Annotated in this window: 5 protein-coding genes and 1 tRNA gene; all 6 read left to right on the top strand. The window is 33.7% G+C overall.

What is annotated here, in order from left to right; translation table 11 throughout:
- Nucleotides 1–204: 204 nt before the first annotated feature.
- The 6 genes from AC1W31_RS20070 to AC1W31_RS20045 all read left to right on the top strand — a co-directional run bounded on the left by AC1W31_RS20070 (nucleotide 205) and on the right by AC1W31_RS20045 (nucleotide 5,848).
- Nucleotides 205–1,533, top strand: a complete 1,329-nt coding sequence (locus AC1W31_RS20070) for a C69 family dipeptidase (protein ID WP_481736281.1) — start codon at nucleotides 205–207, stop codon at nucleotides 1,531–1,533.
- A gap of 101 nt (nucleotides 1,534–1,634) precedes the next feature.
- The gene (locus tag AC1W31_RS20065; protein ID WP_481736280.1) at nucleotides 1,635–2,171 is read left to right on the top strand and encodes a DUF2911 domain-containing protein; all 537 of its coding nucleotides are present in this window, start codon (nucleotides 1,635–1,637) and stop codon (nucleotides 2,169–2,171) included.
- Nucleotides 2,172–2,283: 112 nt separating this feature from the next.
- Nucleotides 2,284–3,900, top strand: a complete 1,617-nt coding sequence (locus AC1W31_RS20060; protein WP_481736279.1) for an ABC-F family ATP-binding cassette domain-containing protein — start codon at nucleotides 2,284–2,286, stop codon at nucleotides 3,898–3,900.
- A 788-nt stretch (nucleotides 3,901–4,688) separates the two neighbouring features.
- A complete protein-coding gene (locus AC1W31_RS20055) occupies nucleotides 4,689–5,147 on the top strand; it encodes a hypothetical protein (protein ID WP_481736278.1) in 459 nt (152 codons plus the stop codon).
- Between the two features lie 131 nt (nucleotides 5,148–5,278).
- Nucleotides 5,279–5,352, top strand: a tRNA-Arg gene (locus AC1W31_RS20050).
- 145 nt (nucleotides 5,353–5,497) lie between these two features.
- A complete protein-coding gene (locus tag AC1W31_RS20045; RefSeq protein ID WP_481736277.1) occupies nucleotides 5,498–5,848 on the top strand; it encodes an Arm DNA-binding domain-containing protein in 351 nt (116 codons plus the stop codon).
- Nucleotides 5,849–5,977 lie beyond the last annotated feature (129 nt).

Here is a 5,977-nt window from a genome sequence, read left to right as displayed (position 1 = left end):
GCTGATATGTTGGGAATTCCAGCGGTTACTTTTGAAAAAAAACTGGTAGGATTAATTCCAAACTCAATTATATTTAGGGGAGCAGGCGAATTAAAAAGATAATTAATTGCCTTGAGTTTCAAGTAGGGATGAATGAATTTCATCCCTTTTTTTGTAATAAATTTCTTAAATTGCACTAAATTCCTCCATAAACCCTCTTTGAATATGTGTGATACCTTCATAGCCTTGCCCTCCGCTACCAAGACCTCAAGTTTGATATTTGGTAAAAACTCCGACCGTGAGCCTAATGAAGCCCAAGCAATTGTGCATTTCCCAAGATTAAAACACAACGAAAAATTACTCCGTTGTACCTACATTGACGTGGCACAAGTAGAGGAAACTTTTGAGGTAATTCTTTCCAAACCATTCTGGATGTGGGGTGCTGAAATGGGTGTAAATGAATACGGTGTGACCATCGGAAATGAGGCAATTTTTACAAAAGTAAAATTTCAGAAAACTATCAAAGGTTTGACGGGAATGGATTTATTAAGGCTTGCGCTTGAACGATCAAAAACGGCAAATGAAGCACTGATTTGCATCACTGATTTATTGAAATCCTACGGTCAAGATGCTTGTGGAGGTTATCAAAATCGTGATTTTTTCTATCATAATTCTTTCATTATTGCCGATTCAGAGGAAGCATGGATTTTGGAAACTGCTGGAAGTGAATGGGTTGCAAAAAATGTAAGGCACTACGGCAGTATTTCAAACGGTTTAACGATAGGAGAAGATTATGATTTAATTTCAGAAAATGCCATTGATTTTGCAAAAGCAAAAGGTTGGTATAAAACGGGTAATTTTAATTTTACGAAAGCCTATTCCGACCCGCTATTTTCTTGGGCGAGTGCTTGTAAAGTTCGTCAAAAAACTACTATGCAAGGAGCAACTCAAGAAGCATTTAGTGTGAAATCAGCCATTGAAATTTTATCTTCTCATCATCTGCCCAGCCATAAATTTGCTCCGCATAAAGCTAATACAAGTGACGTTTGTATGCACGCCACGGGTAAATTTAATCCAAATCATACGGTTGGTTCAATGATTGTGGAAATTAGAAAAGACAAACCTATAACTGTTTGGCTGACAGGTACTTCTAATCCTTGTTTGTCAATTTACAAACCATTTTTCTTCGGAGAAAATGGCGTGTTGAATGAAACTAATCAAGTGCCAGATGTAAAATTTGACCGTAAAACATTATGGTGGATTTCAGAAAGATTGTATCGTTTAGGAAACCTAAATTATCCAAATCTCAAAAATATTATTTCTGAAGACCAATCGAAATTACAAAGTGAATTTATCGAAGAAGAACAAAAATTGTTCGCTAAAAATCCAACGGAAAATGAACTTCAAGAATTTTCAAAAAATAGTTTCCAAACGGCATTTAAAGCCTTGATTGATTGGAATAATAAAGCCTCAAAATTTGCTTGGCGACCAACCTCTTGGAATCCGATTTACTATTTTACTTGGAAGAATATGAATAGAAAAGTTGGATTGTAATTTTGTTATCTCATTGATTATTAATAGCTTAATCAATAAATGAAATAAATAATTATTACCTTCGATAAATAAAACAATCTATCATTTTAAACTTTAAAATCATGCTCAAAAAAATCCTAATCGGCCTTGGAATGTTGGCAATAATCTTATTGATTGCCTTTCAAGTTATTAAATCAAAAACTAAAAGTTCAAGTCCTGAAGTGAATCAAACTTATTCCGTTGGCACTGCCAAAGTAAATTTGTTTTATTGTGAACCTTCTAAAAAAGGTCGTAAAATCTTTGGTGGTTTAATAAAATACGGAGAAGTTTGGCGTACAGGAGCAAATGAACCCACCACTTTTGAAACGGATAAAAACCTTGTGATTGATGGTAAACAATTGCCAGCAGGAAAATATTCATTGTGGACAATTCCACAACAAGATAGTTGGACAGTCATTATCAACAAAGAAATACCCTATTGGGGCGATGGTTCTAATGGGAAAGCCGCAAGAAATGACAAAGAAGATGTTATTCAGGTAGTATTGCCAGTTGAGAAATTGACCGTTCCGCAAGAAAAATTATCAATTGATGCGTTGAATAATGCCCTGACCATCAAGTGGGATATGACAAAAGTTTCCGTACCCATTGTGGTTGAATAGTTTTAGAACACATTTATCATAAAAATCCTGCAAGAACATTTTTGCAGGATTTTTTTATAGGTAAACAATTCGTAATTTTGTACTTTATTAAGATTTTAGAAAATAAAGAATAATGTTAAACGTATCAAATGTTTCGCTCCGTTTCGGAAAACGGGTGCTTTTTGAAGATGTAAATATCAAATTTGTGGAAGGCAACTGTTACGGGCTCATTGGGGCAAACGGAGCGGGGAAATCCACCTTTTTGAAAATCCTTTCGGGCGAATTAGATTCACAGACTGGAAATATTTCGATGAACCCAGGCGAACGGATGTCATTTCTTAAACAAAATCATTTTGAATTTGAGGAAGTATCTGTTTTACAGACTGTTATCATGGGTAACAAGCGTATGTATGACGTAATGGTGGAGAAAGATGCGATCTATTTGAAGGAAGATTTTACGGAAGAAGATGGAAATCGTGCGGCCGACCTTGAAGCTGAATTTGCCGAAATGAATGGCTGGGAAGCCGAATCAGAAGCGGGTTCGTTATTGAGTGGTTTGGGAATAAAAGAAGATTTGCATTATACTTTGTTGAAAGATATTTCTGGTTCTGAAAAAGTGAAAGTGCTTTTGGCACAAGCCCTTTTTGGCGCTCCCGACATTTTGTTACTCGATGAACCAACCAACAATTTGGACATTGAATCTATCCTTTGGTTAGAGAATTTCTTGACAAATTTCAAAAATACCGTTATCGTTGTGTCCCATGATAGACACTTTTTGGATAATGTCTGTACACATATTGCAGATTTGGATTTTGGTAAGATTCAACTTTACGGTGGAACGTACACTTTCTGGTATGAATCATCACAATTAGCGGCTCGCCAACGTTCGGATCAAAACAAAAAGTCGGATGAAAAACGGAAGGAATTAGAAGAGTTTATTCGTAGGTTCTCAGCCAACGTTTCCAAGTCAAAACAAGCAACTTCTCGTCAGAAAATGTTGGATAAATTGCAAGTGGACGACATCAAACCTTCATCAAGACGTTATCCATTTATCAACTTTAAGCCAGAACGTGAAGCGGGTGACCAATTGCTTTCGGTTGAAGGTTTATCCGTAAAAAATCAAGAAGGTGGATATATCTTTAAAGATGTTTCATTTACGCTAAATAAAGGCGATAAATTGGCCGTTTTATCAAGGGATTCATTGGCAATTAGTGCCTTGTTTGATGTGCTCATGGGCGAGCGAGTTGCAGATGCAGGTGAGTATAAATGGGGTGTTACAACCACACAGTCATATTTACCTAACGACAACGCAAAATATTTTGAAGATGGGTCAATCAATTTAGTAGATTGGTTACGTCAATATTCAGCCGAAAAAGACGAATCATTTATCCGTGGATTTTTAGGTAGAATGTTATTTTCGGGCGATGAAGCCTTGAAAAAATGTACGGTAATTTCGGGAGGAGAAAAGCAAAGATGTATGTTTTCAAGGATGATGTTATCGGGTTCAAACGTAACCATTTTTGATGAACCAACCAATCACTTAGACTTAGAATCTATTACGGCTTTGAATAATGGCATGGTGGATTTCACGGGTACAATTTTGTTTACTTGTCATGACCATCAGTTAACAGAAACGGTTGCCAATAGAATGTTAGAAATTGGATCAAAAGGGTTTTTAGATAAATTAATGACCTTTGACGAGTACATTACCGACAGCAATGTAAAAGTTCAGAAAGAGAAGATTTACTAATCATCAGAATAGTATTATAACAAGAAACCCTGAGAAAAAAATCTCAGGGTTTTGTTTTGTCTCAAAGCAAGGTGTGTTTCAAATAATCCGTGTATTAATGAATTAAGATTAAGTGGTTAGAATAATGAAATTTTGTGGTCTTCTTAAAGTGCTTAGGCAAATTTTTTAAAAATTTGTGGCTGGCTAATTAATAAAGTGGTTAGAATTCTGATGAGTAGTGGACTTATGAATGTGGTTAGGACAAAATTTGTTTAAAATTTGTGGCTAATTAATAAAGTGGTTGGAATTGTGATGTATAGTGGACTTCTGAATATGATTAGTACAAAATTTATATTAAAAAATAGTGATTAATATTACAAATTAGTGCTTAATTTCTTTAAAATGTGGTTAAGGAATATCGTATAAGTAGTTAGTATTTATACTTAATTCAGAAAGCTACCACTTTCTTTTATTGGATTTATTGATTTGTATTATTCTAATTACATACTTATAACGAATAAAGTTTCATTAGGTCACATTTGTCCTTGCATAAGTCAGAATATGCAATTTTTGATATTTGCTAATTAATTAATATTCATCTGCTTAACGAATTTTAAAGTTTAAATTCCGAATAATATTCCGTTTATAGATTATATACTTGTAAGAAATTTTTTTATAAATATTTTAATAATTTGCTGTTTTAATAATTTAGCCATTTAATAATTTATGACAGATTTAATACCTCTTTGGAATAATTAATTCTTAAATTCGTTTTAAAAGCACGTCACTTTTAACAAAATCGAATTACAATGAAAAATCTATTAATTATTACCTCTTTATTTATACTGGGCTTTGTGTGTTCTTGCAAGAAGGATGAGACAACAACGCCAACAAAACCTAAAAAAGAAATCATTTCTTCAAAAACATGGATTGTGGGAGATGTTACTTCCTCTGGAGTTTCAGTTTATAAAAAGGAAAACAAACCTGCTGATAACATTTATGATTTGAGTAAAGTAGTTCTTAAATTCAATGCTGATGGTTCTTTGACGGGTGTTGACAATAATGGTAAAGCTGTTCCAAGTGCAAAGTGGATTTTGGCTACTGATGAATCTAAAATCACTATTTCAAATACGGGAATTAATGGGCTTGATGGAGATTTGCCAATTGTACAGGTAACTGAAACGGTTTTTGAAGTAAAAGGAAAAGTTACGCTTACCACACCAATTGCAGGAACATTTGATGGTAATATTAAACTGGTGCCACAATAATTTTTTCAAAGGTAAAATTCTAAAAATCAGTCAGTTGAAGAATTGACTGATTTTTTTTGCAACATTTTAACGTTTGAGGTTGGGAATTTAAAAATAAAGCCTTAATTTTGCAGTCCCAAATAATGGGAAATGGCTTTGTAGCTCAATTGGATAGAGCATCTCACTACGGATGAGAAGGTTTGGGGTTCGAATCCCTACAAGGTCACAATTATACATTACATTTTTTTATTAAAGCCTTCAAATACTTACTTAAATGTATATTTGAAGGCTTTTTTCTTTGCTATTTTATGCAATAGCAAACATTATTTTACCAACATAATACGTTTATTTCTGACCCAATATCTGCCCCAATGAAAATTAACTACAAAATGTTAACTGATAAAATGGATGATAATGGATTTTGTCCAATTTTCATTCGATCTTCTATTAATTCTCAGGCTTTCAAATATTTTACTGGCGAAAAGTGTAAACCTGCTGATTGGGATATTGATAAGATGAAATTTAAGCGTTCGCATGAAGGATGGCAGAATGCTAATGAGCGTCTTTCTAAACTCCGCTCTGATTTAGAGAGTGCTGCACATAATTTTAAACTCCAAAGAATTATTCCTACCCCTCAGCAATTAAAAGACTGCATCGCTCCACAATCCTCCAAGACTGAAAATGTAGTTTCTTATTCTATTGTAGTGTTTGGAAAACTTTAAATTGTCGGATAAAGTTTTGTTAGTTTAATTCTTGCATTCTCATTTTTGAATTGCCAATTAATCATTTTTTTCTTTTGATTTTGTTGATTCATCCATCTTTTTGCAACGATTTCAACTTCTTTTTTATCC

Source organism: Arcicella sp. (genome assembly GCF_964672035.1).
The sequence above is the reverse complement of the archived record's forward strand: the minus strand, read 5'-3'. Positions and strand labels throughout refer to the sequence as shown.